This is a genomic window from Clostridium cellulovorans 743B (assembly GCF_000145275.1).
In the GTDB taxonomy this organism is placed as follows: Bacteria; Bacillota; Clostridia; order Clostridiales; family Clostridiaceae; genus Clostridium_K; species Clostridium_K cellulovorans.
Genome location: NC_014393.1, coordinates 656,307 through 678,501, shown reverse-complemented (window position 1 = coordinate 678,501; position 22,195 = coordinate 656,307). Strand labels below are relative to the sequence as shown.

Sequence of the window (22,195 nt, the reverse complement as noted above, 5' to 3'; positions counted from 1 at the left end):
ATCAATAGCCAATTTATATTTTAAACCTGTTAATAGTCTCTTTTAATCCGCTTACCGCACCATCTAATTTATCTGAACGCTCAGATAGATTTGTTGCAGTGGAACTTTGCTCTTCTGTTGCAGCTAATACCTCCTCAGTGTTAGCTGAAGAATTCTCTGTAATACTTAAAATACTATTGGTTGATGCTAAGGTTTTATCTTTTAAATTATTTATTTCATTCATTAATCTTTCTATTTTTTCAACTTGAGCAGTTATTATTTCTGTGTCTTCAACAATGTTCACTACTGAGTTATTTGCAAATTCCACAGCTTCTGCTTGTTCTTTAAATATTTTTTTAGAGCTATTTATCAAGTTAATTGTCTCATTAGCCTTCTTATATACATTACCGATAACTTCATAAATACTTTCTGTTGATTTGCTAGATTCTTCTGCTAACTTCTTAACTTCATCAGCAACTACAGCAAATCCTTTTCCTGCTTCCCCAGCTCTTGCAGCTTCTATACTTGCATTAAGAGATAATAGGTTTGTTTGCTCACTTATTGATTTAATTAGTCTAATTACCACTTCTATTTCCTTTATACTGTCACTAAGTGATCCCATTGTATTGTTTATCTCATTCATAGTTATATTTGTCAATTCATTTTTTGCACTCAATTCTTTAATTGTAACTAATGATTCATCACCCTTATTTTTAGCTTCTTGAGAAATAATTGTAACCTGAGAAACGGCCTTAATAATATCATTTATACTATCAGCAAGCTTTGCCATAGTATTAAAGGTTTCTTGTAATTCACTTAACTGATTCATAGAACCTTCTGCAATCTCTGACATGGCCAAAGTAACGTTACTTGCAATGTTCTCTGCTTGTTTTGCATTTTCATGAATCGACCCTGATTCTTCTGCAACTATTATAGCAACAGCCCTTGTATTCTCTATTAGATTTCTTATATTGCTAGTCATTACATTAAAACTATCTCTTAAAGTACCTAGTTCATCATTTCTCTCATATTGTGCTATAACAGTTAAATCTCCATTTTCAACCTTCTTCATGGTTTTAACAAGCTTATCGATTGGTTTTGATATAGAATTTGCTGATACAAAACCAAAAATACTAGCTGCTAATATACATATTAATGTTAATACCATGGTAAATATAGCTATATTATCTACTTCTTTTAAGATATATGCAGTTGGAATTGTGCTAATAATCTTCCACTCTGGACCAAAATCCTCGTAAGTAACTAGTTTACCATTACTTCTAAAAACCTTTATACCTTCACTATTAATTTTCTCTAATATATTTGAATCTATAGGTCTACCTATTTCTTCTGATGTCTTAGAATAAATAATATTATTTTTTTCGTCGATTAATTCAATTTCCATACCATTAGTTTCATCATTGCTATCAAAAATTTCACTTAACTCATTTGTATAAAAAGATGTAAGCATAACAGCATTGTCATTTATTCTTTTAATATAATATAATCTACTGAAATCACCTTTATTAGCAGAATACCAACTAGACTTAGTTTTATTATCACCTAATTTACTTTTCAGTTCTGAAAAAATTGTATCTACTTTATATACATTTTGGGTACTTTCTGATATTTTACCTACAATTTTATTATTATCATAGACAATAGCAAAATCAGTAAAATTCTTAAGGAGACTTATAGACGTAAGATATTCTGTAATGTTTTTCTCACTCTGAAGCTTTTGATATTCGTCTACAGACTTATCTGATGGATTATAAACCGATATATCATTATGAGCAAACATTAATGATGCTGCATTTTCAACTTCTGCCAAAAAGCTATCAACATTAATTTTTGTTTGAAATGTAGATTGATAAGATAAATTCCCTACCTTTTCTGTTATAGTTTTTTGAGTATTGATGTAAGTCATAGTTGCCACTAGCACTATTGGAATTAATGCTATAGCAATATAGGTGAGTATTAACCTTCCTTTTAAGGAGTTTAAAAATCCTCTACTTCCTCTCTCTCCAATACCTGTTTGCTTATCCTGAATAACTTCAGCTGCCATAGTACTTTACCCCCATTTGTATTTTGTCATAAATTTTAAGATATACTTCCATCTTATTTTATTCGACCTTGTATACCAATTTTCCTATTGCATTTTCTAAATATTTAAAAAAAATTTAAATTTTTCTTACTTTTCATCTTTAAATAAAATTTTCCTCCCATTAGTTAGTACACAGTAAATTTATAACGAATTATCCATGTGAACTTACAAAAACCACTTTAATAAATAAAAAAATAGCTTGCAAAGCTTTAACCTTGCAAACTATTCTTCTTTGTACAGATGATAAGTACAAATTAGTTCTATATCTTTTTTAATTCGTGTACAAAAAAAATTAACATTTTACTTAGTTGTTATTTGTATACAAATTTCTTCTAATTGCTATAATATGTATTTTTTTAACTTTTAAAACTCATCTATAAATAAACTTATACATTAGATAAGTTTATTTATGGAGTAACTCCGAAAATTAACAAATCCTTAGCATATAATACCACCTTGCTATTAACTGTATATGCTTGTCCACTAAATGAATAATCATTAGATTTGTTATAAATACTCCATTTATCATTATGTATTCTTCCTTGAACTTCTATTTCTTGTCCTGGCATAAGCACTTTTCCGTCATTTACAAAACCTATCGTAAGCATTGTATCACCATTTTCATTGCTAACAAAATCTGATTTCACAGAAGCATTTATAGTACCATTGTTTAAACCTGCCCAGTCACATTCAAATTTATTATTATCATTTCCATCATTATTAAAGAAATATCTAAGTTCTAAATCAGAAAGATTGATAGTCTTATTCGAAACATTCTTAACCTTCATTTGAGGATATAAAGAATTATCCAACTTATTATAAGCATTCCTATCACTTGAATAAACAACTAAATCATTGGCAGTTATATCTTCGCTAAGATCTTTAATGGTAGGATTTACAACTGAATCTACAACACCATCTGCATTATTATCAATAGCTGCACTGATATTCTCTTGCGAAGTCATATTTACGTAAACATCTGCACCTTCGTTTAAATTTATGTTATCGAAGCCAAATATTAAGTTATTAGGACCAACTGCAAAATCGATTTTTTGATCTTTATTTGATTTAAACTTAAAGGTATAACCAGCTTGAGTGAAAGTCGCTAAATATGCATTATCTTCTCCAACGGTACCGATATTATCAATTTTAACTTCCTTTGCATCTTTTACATTGTAATAATTTTGATCCTCCATTGGAAGCTTATCTATACTTGATACAACTGTATTATCTTTTATAGCTTGGAAATTTAAATCTCCAGCAAAAGTAAGCTTATAATCAATAGGGCTACCTTGAGCACTTACTGCGCTTCTCACTACAGAAGCCTTTGAAGCTATAGCACCTCTTATACTATCAACTACCATTGTAAGTGTTGTTGGATCTTTCACTAATCCTGTATGATCTATTCCATTTCTTTGAATGTAATTTACTCCATTGCCTATAGTAGCACTTAAAAATGGAACAGTACCATCTCCACTAGTAGTATACTTTGGAACTGATAATCTTGACTTAATTCCTAAAATACTATTTGTGGCAAGTTTAACAGAAGTCACTGTATTAACACCATTTCCAACAATTACAGTATTATCAACTAATTTAATTGGTGCTGTAGAACTATACAAACTATTATGGAAGTTCGTTGCAACTGTTACTAAGCTTGAATTAAAATTATCCTTATAAAACTGTTGTGTATCTGCAGTATTATTTAATATATCCTTTGTTCTCGGCCAAACATAATCATACCACTTTTCATATACTCTTTTTTCAGTAGTTAACCAATTTGACTTATTTGTGTAATATGTATTTGGTAGTAGTTGATGCATACTTGGGTAATTAGTAACAAGGTCTCTCATTGTACCACTCATAGCACCTCTTACTATATCCGGAAGTACACTAACCTCTCCAGTATACATAGTTTCTGCTGCACTTACAGCACCCCAGTAAGGAGTTCCTAAAGTTATAACCTTATCAACTTTACTTCCACCATACATTTGAAGGTATCTACTTGTTACAAGACCGCCCATACTATGAGCTACAATAATTACATTATCATAATTATCTATTGTCTTCTTTAATTCCATAGCACTTCTTGTGTTGTCTACTCTCCAGTCATAGGCAGCAAATATTACATCATAATCGTTCTGAAATTCACCTTTTAGTCTATTGACTAAATCCTTATATGTATCTTTAGCTCCATATTCATTTGTTCCTAACTTTGGAATTATTGTCTCTGAACTAAAACCAGAGCTTGTACAGGAAATAGTTCCATTGAGTAAGTAGTACAACTGTTTACTTCCAGCAATCCACTCATCGGTAACCCATACAGTGTCTCCATCACTATCTACTAAATTTGATCCCATTATCCCAGGAATCACCAAAACAGCTTGTCTCTTCGTTGTAGCTCCTGCTGCTGAAGCTATCGTGCTAAACAAATTCGTAATTGCAATTGCAAAAACCAATGTCAGCAAACACACCTTCTTTTTCATACAAATTCCCCCTACATTTTTAAATTTGTAAATTATTTTACATTCTTATTATATAGTAAAAGAGAAGTTTTGAGTGAATTTACTGTTAATATTTTATTATTTTTTACATTTATCATAAAAAATTCCCTATAAAGGGTAATTGTATTCTTAACTGATTTATAAAAAGTACTCACCTTTAATTCTAACTCATTCAATAAAGATTCTGGACGAAAAAAACCATGGTTTATACAAAACCACAGTTTTAAAAATTTAATAAACTTTCATTTAGTAAAAAAGAATTATAATCCCAATCTTTTTACAGCTTCTATAAAAGTAATCTTCATAGGAACTTCTATCTCAAACCCTAATTCTACAAGAGTCATATCTAATGAATCTAAAGTATCTCTTACATCCTCTTCGTTGCAGTTTTCTCCCATATGTCCAATGCGAATTACCTTTCCTGCAAGCTCAGCAAAACAGCCTGCTATCATAATACCATACGTTTCCTTCATTATTTTAAGAATTTTCGAACTTTCTATTCCTTTTGGAACTTCTATTACTGTAACAGTATTTGAAAAGCCACTCTCCAAATGAAGAGATAAGCCTGCCTTAATTACAGCTTCTCTTGTAGCCTCTGCAATAACTTCATGTCTTTTTAGAATGTCTTCGTCAGCCTCTATATTATCAATAGCAGCTCTAAGCCCTATAATATCGCTAATAGGTGGTGTATATGGGCACCATTTATCTTCATAATAATTTTTCCACACTAAAATATTAGCATAAAAAGCTGCTATCTTTTCTTTTCTTTTTTCCATCGTTTCAAAAGCTTCATCGCTGACACTTAATAAAGTTAATCCTGGTGGCGCAGAAATTACCTTTTGTGATCCACCAATTGCTATATCTATCTTCCAAGCATCAACTTCTAGTGGAACTCCAAACATAGCAGCTACTGTATCAACAACAGTTATAATTCCGTATTCCTTAAGTAGTGGACAAATTCTACTCATATCATTTAATACACCTGATGGAGTATCACAATGTACTACTGTCGCATATTTAAAATCACTATCTTTTTGTAAAAAAGCTTTTAAAGCATCAACATCTATTGGATTTCTGCGATCTCCTTTAAAAAAGACAGCTTCTCCACCGTACATAGTTACAAACTCAGAAAAACCTTCCCCAAATATCCCGTTGTCTATAACTAATACTCTATCGCCCTTTTCTGTCAACGATGCACAAGCTGCTTCTAGGCCTAAGATTCCTTCGCCTCCTAGGATTAAAACTTTGTTTTCTGTATGTAAAAGCTTTGCTGCCTTTTCACAAGTTTCCTTATAAAAATTATAGAATTCTAAGTCCAAATCTGGGTTTGTAGTAACAATACTTCTTGCCACTCTAACATTTTCACGAACCTGAGTAGGTCCAGGTGTCATAATTTTCATTTTTTTTAATCCCACCTATATCTCTTTAAAATATTTATTCTTTCTATAGCCTTAGTTGCTGGCAATGCTATTAAAGCTCCAATAACAATTTGAGTAATATCTCCAGGAATAGATTGTATCGGTGCTATCCAATTTCCAAAGGTAATTGCATTACCAATATAATATATTGCTATCATAAATACTCCTGAAATTACGAAAGAAGCTAGCATTATTAAAATATTGCCTTTTTCACGTTTCTCATTCATCTTTCCTACTATATATCCCATTACTAATCTTGCTACAAAGGTAGTAGGTGCCCAAGCCGCCCATCCTGATAACACATCAAAAATAGTCATTCCCAAAGCTCCAGAGATAGCCCCATATCTAGTTCCAAAGTTTACAGCTATTATAAATAGAAACGCAGTTCCTAAATGCACAAGCCCTCCATTTCCTAAAGGTAACTTAATATTAATTCTAGTAGCAACAAATATCATTGCGATAAAAAGCGCACTTAATATCATCTTTTGTGTTCTTGATTTTTCCATTCTTTATCCCCCTCTTTACATACTAATTTATAATAATATAACAATTATCTGATATTATTTAAAGTCTCAGTTTAATTATTTTTGACAGTATCAGATTTTTTGAATGTTTCGCAATTCATTAACATATATTTAACCTTGTAAAACTATATTGTATTTATTTTCGTTGCTAAGCTATTGGTTATAATCATAAAATTGTAAATTAAAGATAACCAACCTCTAGGAGAGTGTATAAATATGAAATTTCACTACAAACGTACCGTTTTCGTAGGACTAGCGTTTCTGTCTATCTGCGCCTTTTGGCAAATGTATGACAGCATAATTCCTCTAATTTTAAAAAATACCTTTGGTATTGGTGATACCTTATCTGGATTAATTATGGCTCTTGATAATATTCTTGCTATATTTCTACTTCCTTTTTTCGGTGCACTTTCTGATAGATGCAATGCTAAAATCGGCAGAAGAACCCCATTTATAGTTATAGGTACTCTTCTTTCTATAGTATTCATGTTTCTTATTCCTACAGCAGATAATATAGTCTCTTTACCACTTTTTATTATAGCCCTAGGTCTAGTATTATTATCTATGGGGATTTATCGCTCACCAGCAGTGGCACTTATGCCTGATATAACGCCTAACCAACTTCGTTCAAAGGCTAATGCCATAATAAATCTTATGGGAGCCATTGGAGGAATATTAACATTAATCATAATAAAAATTTTTGTAAAACCTATAAGTAAACCCAATTATTTCTACACCTTTATAGCTATAGCACTAGTTATGATCATATCTATAGTTATACTGCTAATTACAATTAAGGAAAGAAAAATTGTCTCTGAACTCGAAGCTAGCAACTATGGTAATCCCAAAGATATACAAAATAAAAATGCATTAGAGGAGAATAAAATTAAGGAACCTATGCAACCTGAAGTAAAAAGAAGTCTATATTTCTTACTATTTTCAGTATTTCTCTGGTTTATGGGATATAATGCAGTATCTACAGCCTTTACCAAGTATGCACAAGAAGCATGGTCAATGGACATTGGGACTGCAGCAACTTATCTATTAGTTGCCACTATAGTTACAATATTAGCCTATGTACCTATTGGGATTATCTCCTCAAAGTTTGGTCGTAAAAAACTAATAACCTTTGGGATAATTTTAGTTTCCATTTCTTTTTTCTTAGGAAGTTTATTTAAAAATTATTCTCCATTGTTAAATATAATTTTTGCCCTCATAGGTATCGGTTGGGCATCTATAAATGTTAATTCTTATCCTATGGTAGTTGAAATAAGTAACCTCCATGATGTAGGAAAATATACAGGCCTTTATTATACCTTTTCAATGTCAGCCCAAATAATAACACCAATTTTATCTGGTGCCTTATTGGAATATATGGGGTATAGAACCTTATTTCCCTACGCTACAATATTTATTATCCTATCTTTTTTTACGATGCTTTTAGTTAAACATGGTGATAACAAACCTCAACTTCCTAAAGATAAGCTTGGATTTTTTAGTACGGAAGATTAGACATTTATCCCCTAACTTTGTCTATAGCTAAATATCCAGTGAAAAAATCATGATTATTATCATTTAAGTAATAAGCCTATTGATAAGAATTCAATTAAATAAATTTAAAGATCACTAAGTTAACCTATATAAAATGTTAACTCAGTGATCTTTTATTAATCGTAATTAATCCTTATTATACTACCTTAAACATATGCATTATACTATTAAGCTTTTCTGATACTTCTATTAGCTTTTTAAATTGTTCTTCAATAATCTTAGTGTTATAAGAAACCTCTTGTACTCGAGTTGAAATATCTGAAGTTCCTACAGCTCCCTCATTTGCTGCAACACTAATATCATTGAAAGCCCTTAAAAGTTCGTTGATTTCTTCAAAAATTGTATATGAAACTCTATTAAAATCAGATAGCATGTCGTAAACAACATTAGCATCATTATTATATTGCTCACTAGTATTTATTAACATCTCATAACTTTCTTTAACATTATTGTTAACAAAATCTAACACTTCCTCAGCACTCTCACACAAATTACCTACTGAATTTGTAACTCCATTAGTAATACTTTGAATTTCACTTGCTAATTTTTGAGAATCATCTGCTAACTTTTTAATTTCATTTGCAACTACTGCAAAACCTTTACCCATTTCCCCAGCTCTAGCTGCTTCAATAGAAGCATTTAATGATAACAAGTTTGTTTGTTCTGCAATAGCCAATATATTTTCAGATAACTCTTTAATCTTACTAACCTCTTTAGAATCATTTATCGCATTAGAAAGTTTTGCCTCAGCACTTATACATATATCATTAACAATCTGAGCTTCTTTAACTGCTGATTCCCTTAATGATGTTGCATGCTTACTAATTTCCTCTACAATCTTTATGCCGTGATCATTCTTCTCATTCATAAGATTAATTTGATCTATCATTCTATTTGATGCACTATCAATTGTTGTAGCTGTAGCTGCTGTTTCTTCCATTCCTGCTGATATTCTTTCTGTTATATCAGAAATATTTAAAACTTCTGCTATCAGACTGTCCATTACACTCTTTAGTTCTCTAGTAATATCAGAAACTTCACTGCTTTCATTAGATATTCTATCTATCATAGCCTCCATAGACTTTTGCATTTTATCAAGAGCTTTAGATAGGATACCTGTCTCATCATGATTTCTTATATATGCTAAAGATTCTCTTCCTGTGAAATCTCCATCACCAGCCAATTCTAAATCCATAGCAACCTTTGAAATTGGCATAGATATCCTTTTTCCTAACACTACTGCTACAATAAATGCTATAGAGATGCTTATTGCTATTGCTAGGACAGATATAATTATCATGGTTTTAATTGATTTCAAAATTTCAACACTAGGAACCGTAGTACAAAATACATACCCATTCTCCAAAACTGAATAACCTACATACTCTTCTTTTCCATCAATATTCATCTGAGTAAACCCGTCATTACTTTCTTCCAATTTCGTAATTAGTTTATCATAACCTACGGTTTCTAAAGTCTCCTCATTTGAATACTCGGGATGTACTATAAAATTCTGATTTTGATTTAATAAGAATGCATATCCGCTGTCATATAATTTCATTTCGTTTACTAACTCAGAAAAATCATCAAAAGAAATATCCATTCCCACAACACCCCATAACTTATTATCTACATAAACAGGGTATAAATAAGATACCACATCAAATTTTAAATCTTCATCATAATAAGGATCTATCCACGCAGGCTTATTATTCTCAACTGCTTCATAATAAAAATCCCAACTTTCAGCATGGTCTGAATATAATTTATATTCTTCATCTAGCTTTAAAGTTATTAACTTCCCATCGCTAAACCAATTACCAATTATAGACTTTGTGTATGATGGTTCCATATATGCATATATACCGAGAATATTCTCATTATTTTTTTCTAATATTCTTAACTGTTCTGTGAGAGCTTTATTAAAATCATTATCATAACCTTTATCTTGTATTTTACTCATATCAAAGGAAGCTTCAATATAACTTGCAAGTCCATTAACAGCCCCCTCTGCCTCGGTAAAATTGTTATTCATTTTGTTTGCATACTGCATAGCTGTTGCCTGCAACTTATCGACAGCTTCCCCTTTAACACTTCTATACCCTATAAAAATACTTATAGTCCCCACAGAAATTGAAGATAAAATTACACAAATTATTATTGCAGCAATTATTGAAGATGATATTTTTTTCATAATATTTTAGCCTTCTTTTCTTAGATTTTTTCAAACTTATTCTATAAGATTTTTTAACTTTGCTAGATTTCATAAATTTGCTTATTTCTACGTGAACATACTTTATTATCTTAAAATTACCAATTGTATAAAACTAGCACTTTTACTTATATATCCATTATAATATATTTCGTCGTTTTATGGACATTTTTTACAGAAGATAAATAATTTTTTTACATATCTCTTCTTTAAAAGTATCGTAGCTTGGAATTATGACATAAAAGGCACAATTAATTAATAAATTATAAATGGCATCTATTAAAAGCTATATAGATAGTCCAATAAAGAGATAAATTATACTTTTATAGACACATTATATAAAACATTCTTATAACTTCTATAATTTATTGCATTAGAAATCATAGCAATTTATCTAGAAATCAAATCTATAATAACATTTGCTATTCGAAAAATTTATTCCTTAAATCTATTTTATCTACCTAAATGTAGTATTATAATCTTACTTCAAGAAATCTATTTAACAAAAATTAAATCTAGCATTATATGATACATTTAAATATATCATAATCATTACAAAAAAAGAATCTATAAAATCGCATATTTTTCATGGTTTTTTATATTTCACTCAATTTCAATGCCTATTTTTTTAAATTTGTCGTTTTTTATATTTTCAGAATAATTATATTTTTAAATATCTTATCAATTATTATTTTAACTTCAGTAATTGGTTGTATTTGTTCCAAAGCCAACTATATACATATTGATTTTATCTTTCTCTGAGACTTACCTTAAAACAATAAATCCATTTTCTGATTTCAAAACCACATTTATATCTTTACGGAGAGCAAAAATTGGTCATGCAAAAAAACCTCTAATTAACATATAATTAGAGGTTTTTAGAGGCTTTATATTTATTATATTTTTATATCATACTAAAATCCTGTATAATACTATTTTTAATCAAATAACTACTTGTATTAGCTAATCTTATCTATTATAACTTATATTTCTGTAAACTATCATTCATTTCAGAAGAAAGAGTACTTAAGTTACCAGCAGCCTTTGAAATCTCATCAAATAATCTTAATTGTGATTCCACTGTAGCAGCTAACTCTTCACTAGCAGCGGCAGTTTGCTCTGATACCTCCGCAGTTTTTTCAATAGCAAAAATTGATGTTCTTTTGCTTTCTTCCATTTGTGCAATTGCTTTTTTTGTATCATTAATTTTGAAAATAATTGAATCCACAGCGTCAGCAATTCTTTTAAAAGAATCATCAGTTTGATTTACAGCTGAAAGTTGTTGTTCAGAAACTATCTTCATAGTCTTCATAGCGTCTATGGCTTTTTTAGAATCATTCTGTATAGTTTCCATTAGTTTTCTTATATTTTCAGTAGAATCTTTACTCTGGTCAGCTAATTTTCTTACTTCATCAGCAACAACTGCAAAACCTTTTCCTGCTTCCCCTGCCCTTGCTGCTTCAATAGCGGCATTTAGTGCAAGAAGATTTGTTTGCTCTGATATACCTTGAATAGCCTCAACGAAAATACCAATACTATCTAAAGTTGTAGTAAGATGCTCAGTAGCTATTAGTATCTCTTCTGATGCAGCATTATAATTATCTGACTTTTCTCTTAGTACCTTTACAGTATCTAATCCTTCTTTATTCAAATCATTAACACTCTCTGCTTCTTTAACAATAGTATTATAACTGTCTCTCACAACAACAATTTGTTCTGATAAATTCCCCATTGTATCAACACTTTGTTGCGCTTCTGCAACTTGTTCTGAAGCTCCAGATGCGATTTCATCGATAGTTTTAGATATTTCTTTAAAAGAGCCATTAATTTGAACAACCTTATCTGTCATATCAAAAGATGAATCCACAATAGACTTTGTAAGATTATATGTACCTTGAATTATATTCCGAATTTCTGTTGTAAAAGAATTTAAATGATCAACTATTTTCCCAAGTGCTTTAAATTCTTTATTATCTAATTTAATTGAAAAATCCCCTCTGCTAAAAGCTTGAAGTATTTCACTGAAATTTCCTGAAGCAGCTTTAATGCTTCCGCTAAAAATTAAGAATGTTGACATTGCCATAATTAGATTAACAAATATGCATATACAACTTATTAAAAAAGCTTTATCTGACCCAGCAATAACATTGATTATTATGCCGGAAATTGTACCACCTACAATAGCTATTATTAATAGAATTGCTAGTGATGTAGTAAGTGTGGTTTTTATAAGATTAAATATCTCATTTTTTCCACCGGTATTTTGTTCTTTTAACTCACTCATAAGTATGTCCCCTTCTTTTATAATATTTGTATATCCCTGAAATTTTCTTCGCTTTGTAGATTATAAAGCTACGAATATCTCGGTGGCTATGAAATAACTTCCCCCATGATGAAATTAATTAAGAATCATAACTTTCCTAAAATTCATAATTTGTATTACGTCCATTTATTTCAATAGCTATACACACTATAAAGTATATCACTATAGTTAAACGTGCACAAATGTTTAACATAAATACAATTTTCATCACAAAAAGTTATATATTAACCTTTATTTTTTTAACTTATTTACATTATTTTTCTTCACATTTCTTTTCATTTCATTAAAATACTACTTATATATATATATCAACCTTTAAATTTTTCTTTTAACCATAATTCCTCCCAACACAAAAGCACCACTTCTACATCAAAGTGAGTAGTAATCCATCTCTTCTTTCTTTTTTTTCATTCTCTTCTTTCTACTATAACCAAGAAATTTAAACTTATATTGATAAGAAAAGTTATTATCCCTACAAAAATTGTAGATAAAAATTTACAACTTACATTATATATAAACTATAAATTTAACTTTACCTTATAGCATTGTACTATAGTTCCAAAATGTATATACCCATGAAATATTTTTACTAGGATGTAAATTCAAATACTAGTATTATATGAATAAACTTTCAATGTAGTTTCGACAACAAAATTTATATACATAAAAAAACTCTATAAAACTAAATATATAGTTATGTTATTTATAAAAATTGATTGTAATTATGTAACCTATATACCTAATAACTTCATTTTGATATTTTTATATAAAAAGAACTATGAAGTTTAATTACTATTCTGCAGACAAAATAGCTTATTTTCTAAATATCCAACTTTTCCTATGAATTAATTAAAGAAAGGAGATTAATTAAGTATGTCAAAAGATTTTTATATTATATTAAAAGAAAGGCGAAGCTTCTATGGGATTGGTAAAGAAACAACTATTTCAACTGAACATATTGAAGAAATAATAGAAAATGCTTTACAATATACACCTTCTGCCTTCAATACTCCTAGTTCAAGAATTGTACTTTTATTTGGTGAAGACCATAACAAACTATGGGATATAACTAAAAAAGAATTTCAAGAAATTGTTCCACTAGATCAATTTCCATCAGTTGAAGAAAAAATTAATTCTTTTCGTAATGGTTACGGTACCGTTTTGTTTTTTGAAGATATAAATGTAATTGAACAATTACAAAGAAACTATGATCTTTATCATGATAATTTCCCAGTATGGGCACATCAAGCAAGTGGTATGCTCCAATACATAGTGTGGAGTTCTCTTGAAATTGAAGGCTTAGGTGCATCTTTGCAACACTATAATCCAATTATTGATAGAGAAGTTAAAAACCACTGGCGACTTCCTTCTAACTGGAAATTAATTGCCCAAATGCCCTTCGGAAAGCCTATAAGTGTGCCAGATAAAAGAGAATTTACTTCTATAAATGAACGCCTTAAGGTATTTAAATCATACTAACACCTTTCAACTAATCAATCATAGTTTATAGAAATTTCTTTCTATCTTAAGTATCTAATCAAATAGAAGGCTCAAATAACTCACATAAAAAAATAGAAAGTATGAAATCCTTGGAAAATCTTAGAGCGCACTGAAGGAGATGTCTCTCAAAATCACCTATAAATCTAGCTGACATTTAGGTAATTACTTATTTTATGACATAGCAAAAAAGAGGTGGTTTAACCTCCAATTTTTTGGTGTTAACTTCTTAGCTACTTTGCTAGAGAGCGTACTCTTTTTTCAGCAAACAATTTAGATACTTGCATTTTTCTATTACCTAACGCCTTTGTACATTTTAATTCATATTGACAATCAACGCAGTTTTCGCATTCATAGATTATTATTTTAGACTTATATCTTGACTTTGATTTTCTTGTAGTTATGGCGATAGGCTTAAGCTTTTTATCATTATAACAGGTGTATTCATCATTTATTTGATCGTATTTCATATTTTCACGTTTACCTATACTTTTCTTGAAGCTAGCTTTTTTCATACCTTCATAAGCCTGTGGTTTTATGAAAGATTTTTGTTCTGTCGTTTATAAATAGGCGTAGTTTTCCTCACTATCATATCCGACGTCAGCTATCACATTGCTGAATTTTTTAGGTGAACTAGTATTAAAAGGCATCAATCTAAGTTGGTCAGATCTTTCACTAGAGATATCCATACATACAATGTATTGGCCCTCAACACCAATGTAAATATTTGCTTAAACTTGATACTTTAATTATAATTTCAATGTACATTGGAATTATAATTACTATTAGACTAAACCAAAAGGGCTACGCCCTAAAATCTTATATGTGTTTGCCTTACTGTTGTTTTCGTTAAATAACTAATTTTTCAAATACGCCTTATTTGTTAATAGTTTACCATGTATGGATTTATTTAAATAAAAAAGCAATATTAATGTATAAATACTATTGACAAGTATAATTTACAAGTATATACTGTTCGTGATAATATTATATGAGTACAGTTGCTTTTTTCAGATTTTTCATAAGGGAATAAAACACTCATTAGTTGCTATGCTTTTAACTAATGATATTGGTTATGCACTAGACAGTTAATTAACATTGGTATCAACTGCTCATCAGAAAAGATTCTTTTTAGATTACTAGTTTCTATGATTTGAAATCGTTGTCAATCATCTATTGATAATAATATCCTTTCTTCATAATGATTTTCCTCAAACTATAGGAGACAATGGATATCTTTTATTGAAGTTGTACAATTTTCGATTGATAAATACTGCATTTTATTCTTCAATAAATATTTAGTTGTTTGATAATATGCAATTAATATTTTAGAGTTCTTTGCTTTGATATCTTTGTAAGTCATCCTTAGAATACTTAACTTAAAATTTTCATCTAATAAGTATATCATTAACAAAAGTTTTTTTAAGGTACTTTACATCTGAGTGACGCTTCTTTTAGGTCTTTGCCAAGCCTTGAGATAGAATGGCTGAGAATTATGCTCAAGCCTAATAATATAAATTAAAGGGGGTGTAATAATGGATTTTTTTTGCACAATGGATGAAAATGATCTTACTGATGTAAATGGTGGTAATGGCGTGTTAGTTGTTATTGGAGCTGCTTGCGTAGTTTATGAAGCTTGCAATATAGTTTATAATTTTGGCAAGGGAATAAGTGATGGTTATCATGGTAAATAATGGAGGGGCTTAATGATGAATACTTTGGTTAAATTAGATATTAGTGAATTAGAAAAAATAACAGGTGGCGCTAGTGATTTAGCATATGATTTTGGTTACTGGATAGGCTCAATTTTTGCGCCACCAGCGACTCATATTTCTGCTGGTGGGTATACTCACGGTGGTGGTGGTGGACGTCACTAATATTTAAATATTTTTAAACACTTGAATTTGCTAAAGCAAACCACCCGTCAAACGCAACATCATAAACTTAAGGCAATCTGATAAGCATTTACTGCTTATCAGATTTTTACGTTAAATATTTGGTTAATATAGAAGAGGCGTTTTTATGAATGATCTTTATAGAGAGAGATTTAAAAAGATATTTAATATTATAAATTCTAATACAGTAAGAGAATATGCTCAGTTAAATGATGAAAAACCCTTCACAAGGAAAAGAAAGTTGCCGCTAGAAGATATTATTTTATGTACTCTTTCTAAGAAAGGATTAACTACGGAAATGGAACTTCATAAATATTTTATAGAAAAAGGAGCCACTTCTATGAATATATCAAAACAAGGGTTTTTACAACAAAGAAAAAAATTAAACTATGAGGTCTTTTCATTTCTAAATAAAGAATATCTTCAATCCTTTTATTTTTCTGAAGAACCAATACTGTGGAACGATTATATGGTGTTTGCTGTAGATGGAAGTAGAGCAGAAGTTCCAAACTCAGATGAAAACAAAGCTAGCTTTGGTGAATGTGGCAATAAAAATAACAAAGGTGAGATTAGGGCTTTGGTAAGTACTATGTTTGATGTATTCAATCATTTCTTTTTAGATTGGCAAAGCAAAATATCATGGCTGTAAAAGAAATACTTAAAGATAAGCCCTTTATTATAGTATTTGATAGAGGTTATCCTTCAATTGAATTGATTCATTTCTTAGAAAAAATAATCTTAAGTATTTATTTAGGTTATCATCAAATGATTATAAAAATGAACGTGAACTTATGACTAAAGCAGCTGAACCTGTAAGATTAATACACACTCAAGCTAGGTTAGCTAAGATAAAGAAAAACCATCCAGAAGTTGTAGAAGAACTTAAAGCCAAGGAATATACCAGTACGAGGATTATTTAAGGAAAATTTTATAAAAATATTGATAGAACCTAATAATAGAAAAAGATCAAGAAAGTTAATGGAGTTGCAGGAATCAATTGAACGATATGTGGTACCAGTGAGAATACTTAAAAGTCGGGATAGAAACATAATGTAACTAATAAATATAAGAATAACCAAGAAAGTAGCTTTTAAAAAAGCAAAAAAATCTACTTTAAATTTATAGATTTTTATGTTCTTTCTAATCCAATATATGTAAATGAAATGTGACTAATAAAAAGAGAGTTTGAACACTGTTAAAAGTTTCTTAAGTTTATGATGTTGGATAAAACCTGTGGTATTCATTAAACAAAAATGAGCTGCGCACTAATTTACTTAGTTCGACAGCCACATTCGTAAAAGAAGAATAATATACATTGTACTGTTTGTAGTAATGGTCAATATAGATATAAGATTTGGTCCTAATGCATTCCTTCAGAGTTTCATTTTACAAATTACCGAACGGCTAGTTGAATTTTTTAATAAATTTACCTATTTCGATGTTCTAACACATTTTTTAAAACATGGAATCAATCCCATTAAATTTGTAAGGATTTCTATAACTTATAACAACTTGCCGAATTAAGGTTAAACACCATAAAATACTTCTTTAAATACCTATATTATCAATATTATATAACACATTCAAATATTTAATTCCTACTTCTGTCCTAAATATCTTTTCTTTTACCGATCTAACAACATCCATAGATAACTGATCTTCATCAATATTAACTAAAAAATCTGCTTCTACAAGAATCTGATAATCATAATTATCAATATCAGTATACGTATGATGATGAGCAATTAAGAAACACACTCTTTTTATAAAATTATCTTCATATCCTAACTTTTTAAGCATTTCTTCTGCTACTGGTGGTCCTTCAATTTGCTGATAATTACCAGCACTAGAATTATATTTTATTTCACTATTCTTAATACCTATATCATGTACAACTGAAGCAACTTCTAAAATTTCTTGCTTTAACGGGCTTAACTTTTCCATTTCTCCTATAGCTTTAGCAAAACCATAGACTTTTAAAAAGTGATTAATACGTCTTACATCTCCAGCATAATATTCTATCATTGCACTTATAACATTTCCTACATTTCTCATAACTATCACCTAAATATAATAACTTTCCTTTTTTATATAAGTATACCATTTTAATAAACTATCTTGCAATTAGCATCTAATCTGATAATTTAACATTTACTAAAACAATCTCTTATATTTTTGTTTATTTACTTCAATATATATACTAAGCTTCAATATGTTCATCGCTCTTCATTTATTAAAAGTTTTTGAAATATCTCATAACCTTGATCCCAATTTTCTATGTTAGAGTCACTGTTAATATGGCCTCTTTTTCCAACAGATACTGCTTGAAGCCCCCAGTTTTTAGCTTGTTTTAAGCTGTACTCTGCTGACGCATATTGATCATCTTCACTATATACTAGTATGCCAGGAACCCCTAAAGTTTTATTGGGCAAATTATTGAATGAATTAATTTCTTTTGGGAATATATCCCTACTAGTATCTGGTGGTGCTACTAAAAAAATAGCTTTCACATAATCTTCTATCTTAGTTATTGCTTTTGCAGTAAGTAAGCATCCTAAGCTATGAGCTATCAAAATAATATTTTTGTCATTTTCACGTTGGAGATTATCTATCAAGTTTTTCTCCCACTCATTATATTTAGGCTGTTTCCAGTCATCTTGTTGTACTCTCTCAAAGCCGTATTTCTTTTCCCAAATGCTCTGCCAATGATCTGCCCCAGAATTATTTAATCCAGGAAGTATCTTTACTTTCATAATATATCACCTTCTATATATATTTTTTTAAAGTTCTAAATTTTTATATTTAGAATGTTTTATTAATCCCTTATTCTAAGAACGATATTAATTCTAATATCAATCAGAAAACCAAGTATTCCAATATGATTTATGTATTATTCTATCATTTTCTATCTTCATTGTCTATATTTTTTATTTAAAGAATTTAAATTCAAAATTTTAATATCTTCATCTCTCTTTAAATATAAAAATAATATCCCACAGTTCTTATAAAATATCTCCTTATATAGGATATATTTATAAGCTTTATGGGATATTATTTTCCTATAAATGCTTCTATTTTTTTCTTTTTAACCTTCTAAATAATCTAATATTTCCTTAGCATTTGTATCAGGTTTTACTTTTTCAAAAACCTTTTCTATTATGCCATTCTCATTGATTATGTATGTGGTTCTTACTACTCCCATACTAACCTTACCGTATAACTTTTTCTCTTTCCATACATCATAGGCTTTAATAACAATTAATTCTGGATCTGATAGTAATGTAAATGGTAAGCCATGCTTTTCTGCAAACTTTTCATGAGATTTAGTACTATCTTTGCTGATTCCTATAACTACAATTTCTTTTGCTTTAAATCCTTCATAAGAATCTTTAAAGGCACAAGCTTGCCTAGTACAACCTGGTGTATTATCTTTAGGATAAAAGTACACCACTACCTTTTTTCCTAAAAAATCTGATAATCTAACCTCATTTCCATCCTTATCTTCCAACTTAAATTCTGGCGCTTTACTTCCTTCCATTAACATATTAAATCACCTCTCATTTAATTTTAACTAATCTAGTATTCAATTTATTTGTATTAACGATAACTTAATTTTAAAAAGTTACAATGCTTTACTTAATCTAGAATGACATGTCCTCTAACTAAAAATCTATAAATCTCTTAATAGTATTTTTTCTTATAATACAATATTATTAAATAATAATCAATATTATTAGAGTATAGCTTTCCTCTTAAAATGACCTTCTATATGCCTATTTAGCTAAAACAATAAAAGACTACCTTAAAATGATTAAATATCACTTTAAAATAGTCTAATTCAAAATTAAGAGGTTTTAAATTTTTCCACCATAGTATTAAGCTCTTTTATAATTTTTGTTAACTTTTGAGTCACTTGATTAACTTCTTCCATGCTTTCTCTTTCATTTTGCATAGCTAAATTCATTTTATATGAATCATCGGCAGTTGATGCAGTAACCTTAGCTATTTCCTCCATAGCATTAGAAACTTGTTCTACTGAAGCTACTTGTTCTTGAGCTGCAGCAGCTATATCATGTGATTTTTCAGATACTATATTTATAGCTTTTGATATTTCCTTAAACTTTCTGTCTGCAAAATTAGCTTTATCTACTCCTGAAGCTATATTTTCCGATACAGCTTCAACCTTTTGTGCAGTATCCTTTATATTGCCTTGTACTTCTTTTATCAAACCAACAATTTCTAATGATGATTTATTACTTTCCTCAGCCAATTTTCTTATTTCCCCGGCAACAACAGCAAAACCTTTTCCTTGTTCTCCTGCCTTAGCAGCTTCTATTGATGCATTTAATGATAAAAGATTAGTTTGTTTTGATACTCCTGTAATTATTTCAACAATCTCATTTATTTTATTTGAAAGACTTTGTAGTTCATTCATTTTTATAATTACCTCTTCCGAAGAAACAGAAATATCGTTAATGGAGTAAATAATATCTTGTATCGCCTTACTACCATCTTCTGTTATCTCACTAGCATAATTACTTTGTTCTGAAACTTGCATACACGAAGTTGCTACTACATCAGAAACTTTATTCATTTCGTGAGTAGCTGAAGTAGTTTCTTCTATAGCTGCTGAGTTATCCATCATATTATCGGAAACTTTTGATACACGCTTAGATATTTCTAACATAACATCTGTACAAGAAGAAACATTATTAGACATGGCTATTGTTTCCTTTGTTATTATATTTGAAGAATCTTTTACTTCATTAATAATATATCTAAGCTTTGAAATGAATTTGTTAAATTCTATTATTACTTCTCCAACTTCATCCTTTGTATTTACTTTCATAGTTTTAGTAAGGTCACCTTCCCCATTGGAAAGCTCCTTAAAAAATTCAACTAGCTTTTTTAATGGTGAAGTAACTGATTTCTGTAGAATGAATAGTAAAACTAAAAGTGATACTACAATTGTTATAAAAGAAATCAATACTTGTGCAATAACCAATTGTCGTTCTACTGATTGTACAATATCTGCTGGTACTCCTACAAATTTCATACCAATAATATTGTCCTTCACATCAAATAATGGCGAATATACAGCAACATATTTTTTACCATCTATAGTTACTACTTTATCAATAGATTTCCCTTGATTTAAAACTGTATCTTCTATTTCAGCATCTTCAATTTTAGTACCAGTTATTCGTTTTTCACCATCTTTAATTGTAGTACCAACTCTTTCTATTCCATTAAATATAGTGACCTCACAATTTACCTTTTCATTTATTTCATCTACAAAGCCATCTGCCAACACATATCCCATAGATACTGCACCAATGATCTGCCCATTTTCATTTTTAATCGGGCAACCTGCTCGTATTGACAGTCTTACTGTTGTACCCTCTTCTATGCCTACTGTTACTTCTCCTTTTAACGCCTTTTCAATATTAGCTTGTTTTAAAATACTATCACCAAACTTTTCTGGCTCATGAGCACGAGCTATTACATTACCATTTGCATCTGTAATAACAAAGTAATCCATCTCAAAGTTACTCATAGCCTGCTTTCCTAGTTCAATGATATCGCCTCGATTGTTTTGTTGCACTGCTTTTATTAATCTACTTGACCCCTCTAACCATTTTATATTATTTACTGCGGTAATCTTTTTTTCTTCAATAAGCTCAGCAAATGCATCTGATTTTTCTTCAGTAGAAATTCTTATATCGGAGTTAAGTACATTTTGGATAATGGTTCTACTTACAAAGTACCCAATTATTATAAGTACAACATTCACAACAATAACAGAGTACATTATCTTTTTACTTATCTTCATATAACCCTCCATATGTGATTGCTTACCTTTCTACCATTTATCCATTGTCTTTATATAAATTTAGAGTCATCTAAATCGCCTAATATAACTCTTCACTTATTCAACAAATTTGAAATTTAGGCAAATTAGATATCTTAAGCAATTTAGGCGTATTAGAAGTAACTTGTTTTAATGAGTATATTACTTTATTAATGTCTGTACTAATTTCACTCCTTCATTAAAGTTCCTATAAATATTTTATTGCATTTTTATCCATATATTACAATTTTATAGTTTCCTATTGAAAAATAAAAGAGATAGGATTAATCTATCTCTTGAATATATATGTTTAATTATTGAATCTACCTTAAAATCC

18 protein-coding genes are annotated in these 22,195 nt (G+C 29.5%); 6 read left to right on the top strand and 12 right to left on the bottom strand.

Annotation, left to right across the window (positions count from 1 at the left end; all coding sequences use genetic code 11):
* Positions 1-13 precede the first annotated feature (13 nt).
* From CLOCEL_RS02845 to CLOCEL_RS02830, 4 genes are all read right to left on the bottom strand, one after another.
* Complete coding sequence (locus CLOCEL_RS02845; RefSeq protein WP_010074903.1) at positions 14-2,044, bottom strand: methyl-accepting chemotaxis protein; 2,031 nt, start codon at positions 2,042-2,044, stop codon at positions 14-16.
* 446 nt (positions 2,045-2,490) lie between these two features.
* A complete protein-coding gene (locus CLOCEL_RS02840) occupies positions 2,491-4,569 on the bottom strand; it encodes a lecithin--cholesterol acyltransferase (RefSeq protein WP_010074904.1) in 2,079 nt (692 codons plus the stop codon).
* Between the two features lie 278 nt (positions 4,570-4,847).
* Positions 4,848-5,987 (bottom strand): pyridoxal-phosphate-dependent aminotransferase family protein, encoded by a 1,140-nt coding sequence (locus CLOCEL_RS02835; RefSeq protein WP_010074905.1) that lies wholly within the window; start codon positions 5,985-5,987, stop codon positions 4,848-4,850.
* 5 nt (positions 5,988-5,992) lie between these two features.
* A complete protein-coding gene (locus tag CLOCEL_RS02830; RefSeq protein WP_010074906.1) occupies positions 5,993-6,511 on the bottom strand; it encodes an ECF transporter S component in 519 nt (172 codons plus the stop codon).
* A 234-nt stretch (positions 6,512-6,745) separates the two neighbouring features.
* On the opposite strand from CLOCEL_RS02830, the gene CLOCEL_RS02825 reads away from it, so the two are divergent.
* Positions 6,746-8,041 (top strand): MFS transporter, encoded by a 1,296-nt coding sequence (locus CLOCEL_RS02825; protein WP_010074907.1) that lies wholly within the window; start codon positions 6,746-6,748, stop codon positions 8,039-8,041.
* A gap of 175 nt (positions 8,042-8,216) precedes the next feature.
* Here CLOCEL_RS02825 and CLOCEL_RS02820 read toward each other — a convergent pair whose 3' ends face one another.
* Both CLOCEL_RS02820 and CLOCEL_RS02815 read right to left on the bottom strand, forming a co-directional pair.
* Positions 8,217-10,274 carry a methyl-accepting chemotaxis protein gene (locus tag CLOCEL_RS02820; protein ID WP_010074908.1) on the bottom strand — a complete coding sequence of 686 codons (2,058 nt, stop codon included), beginning with the start codon at positions 10,272-10,274 and terminating at the stop codon, positions 8,217-8,219.
* A 994-nt stretch (positions 10,275-11,268) separates the two neighbouring features.
* Positions 11,269-12,576: a methyl-accepting chemotaxis protein gene (locus CLOCEL_RS02815; protein WP_010074909.1), complete on the bottom strand. Its 1,308-nt coding sequence runs from the start codon at positions 12,574-12,576 to the stop codon at positions 11,269-11,271.
* 912 nt (positions 12,577-13,488) lie between these two features.
* Here CLOCEL_RS02815 and CLOCEL_RS02810 point away from each other — a divergent pair.
* Positions 13,489-14,094, top strand: a complete 606-nt coding sequence (locus tag CLOCEL_RS02810) for a nitroreductase family protein (RefSeq protein ID WP_010074910.1) — start codon at positions 13,489-13,491, stop codon at positions 14,092-14,094.
* Between the two features lie 251 nt (positions 14,095-14,345).
* On the opposite strand, the gene CLOCEL_RS02805 is transcribed toward CLOCEL_RS02810, so the two are convergent.
* Positions 14,346-14,627: a transposase gene (locus CLOCEL_RS02805; protein WP_010074911.1), complete on the bottom strand. Its 282-nt coding sequence runs from the start codon at positions 14,625-14,627 to the stop codon at positions 14,346-14,348.
* A 45-nt stretch (positions 14,628-14,672) separates the two neighbouring features.
* The gene (locus CLOCEL_RS23635; protein WP_278184404.1) at positions 14,673-14,801 is read right to left on the bottom strand and encodes a hypothetical protein; all 129 of its coding nucleotides are present in this window, start codon (positions 14,799-14,801) and stop codon (positions 14,673-14,675) included.
* 846 nt (positions 14,802-15,647) lie between these two features.
* Here CLOCEL_RS23635 and CLOCEL_RS22990 point away from each other — a divergent pair.
* The 4 genes from CLOCEL_RS22990 (at position 15,648) to CLOCEL_RS23630 (ending at position 16,927) form a co-directional block, all read left to right on the top strand.
* Positions 15,648-15,806, top strand: a complete 159-nt coding sequence (locus tag CLOCEL_RS22990) for a hypothetical protein (RefSeq protein ID WP_010074912.1) — start codon at positions 15,648-15,650, stop codon at positions 15,804-15,806.
* A gap of 12 nt (positions 15,807-15,818) precedes the next feature.
* Entirely contained in the window at positions 15,819-15,989 is a 171-nt protein-coding gene (locus CLOCEL_RS22680; RefSeq protein WP_013291600.1) for a hypothetical protein, read from the top strand.
* Positions 15,990-16,134: 145 nt separating this feature from the next.
* Positions 16,135-16,656 (top strand): transposase, encoded by a 522-nt coding sequence (locus tag CLOCEL_RS23420; protein WP_242655204.1) that lies wholly within the window; start codon positions 16,135-16,137, stop codon positions 16,654-16,656.
* Positions 16,657-16,798: 142 nt separating this feature from the next.
* Complete coding sequence (locus CLOCEL_RS23630) at positions 16,799-16,927, top strand: hypothetical protein (protein WP_278184403.1); 129 nt, start codon at positions 16,799-16,801, stop codon at positions 16,925-16,927.
* 628 nt (positions 16,928-17,555) lie between these two features.
* Here CLOCEL_RS23630 and CLOCEL_RS02790 read toward each other — a convergent pair.
* The 4 genes from CLOCEL_RS02790 to CLOCEL_RS02775 form a co-directional block, all read right to left on the bottom strand.
* A complete protein-coding gene (locus CLOCEL_RS02790; protein WP_010074916.1) occupies positions 17,556-18,062 on the bottom strand; it encodes an HD domain-containing protein in 507 nt (168 codons plus the stop codon).
* A gap of 161 nt (positions 18,063-18,223) precedes the next feature.
* Positions 18,224-18,760, bottom strand: coding sequence for an RBBP9/YdeN family alpha/beta hydrolase (locus tag CLOCEL_RS02785; protein WP_010074917.1), 537 nt, complete (start codon positions 18,758-18,760; stop codon positions 18,224-18,226).
* 332 nt (positions 18,761-19,092) lie between these two features.
* A complete protein-coding gene (gene bcp, locus CLOCEL_RS02780) occupies positions 19,093-19,551 on the bottom strand; it encodes a thioredoxin-dependent thiol peroxidase (protein WP_010074918.1) in 459 nt (152 codons plus the stop codon).
* Between the two features lie 300 nt (positions 19,552-19,851).
* Positions 19,852-21,840: a methyl-accepting chemotaxis protein gene (locus CLOCEL_RS02775; RefSeq protein ID WP_010074919.1), complete on the bottom strand. Its 1,989-nt coding sequence runs from the start codon at positions 21,838-21,840 to the stop codon at positions 19,852-19,854.
* Positions 21,841-22,195: the final 355 nt, after the last annotated feature.